General features: G+C 59.5%; 1 protein-coding gene. It reads right to left on the bottom strand.

The window, feature by feature from the left end; all coding sequences use genetic code 11:
- Window positions 1-716: 716 nt before the first annotated feature.
- Window positions 717-1,080: hypothetical protein (locus tag ACXJ7R_RS33935; RefSeq protein ID WP_457155607.1), on the bottom strand; the 364-nt coding region annotated here is incomplete at its 5' end.

The following is a 1,080-nucleotide window of genomic DNA, read 5'->3' on the forward strand; positions in this document are numbered from 1 at the left end:
CGCCTCGCCGAAACGCAAGATTGCTTAGCACCTGTCGTCGCTGGCACGCGCCAACACGCTAGAATTGATCGAAGTGGAGAACGGCAGCCACGTGGTAGGCCGGCACGGTTGCAGCCTTCGGGGTGGCGCTGGGCCGTGCCGGCCAATGCTGGGGCTTCGAGGGACCAGCAACGATCAAAGTACAAGCATATTAGCAATCTCGCAATTAAGCCAAATGGCCTATCCTGCGCGCATATCGCGAAGGATGCGCATGCGGGTCCGCTCGCCATCGCGTTTCGCAGACGATCTCATTCATAGCGGAACTACAGCAATTTTCCCCAAGCCCTGGACACCGCAACGCCGCAAGTTGTGGCGGCAATGTTCCGACGCCGACACGGGCCTCCATCGCAAAATTCCACTAGGCGGCGCTCTTGCGGCGGGCGAGCGCGACAATGGCCGGCAGGGCTGCTCAGGCAGTTTGGTTCGTTTAGCTGGAAAGGCATAGGACGATGACGATTTCTCCGTTTCTCACCGCTCTCGGATCCGAAGGTCCCCCAGCCGACCGGGCGAAAGACATGGCCCTGTATGGATGGCTGGTTGGAAGTTGGGAAATGGATACGGTCCACCACCTCGACGACGGCACAACGCAGAAATGGAATGGAGAATGCCATTTTGGCTGGGTGCTTGGAGGCCGCGCGATCCAGGACGTTTGGATCAGGCCCAAGCGGCCTGCGCCGTCAACGATGTATGGCACGACATTGCGCATCTTCGATCCTGGGATCGATGGCTGGCACATCATATGGAACGACCCGCTCAACCGGGATCACTCGCACCAGGTCGGGCGGACCTAGGGGAAGGACATCGTCCAGCTCGGCAATGACTCGCGCGGTTTGAAAACCCGATGGCGTTTCACCGAGATCACTGCCGACAGCTTCCATTGGATCGGCGAGGAAAGAGATTCCGAGAGCGACCCCTGGCAAATCACCTATGAACATTTTGCGCGCCGGCAAAACCCTGAAGCCAGGTAGCCGTCGAAAGGAAAGGCCGTCGTTTTCCCACAAACGACGGCCCCATGCTTGCCTGCCCCACCACCCCCCAGAC

This window comes from Mesorhizobium sp. P5_C1, from assembly GCF_054049815.1.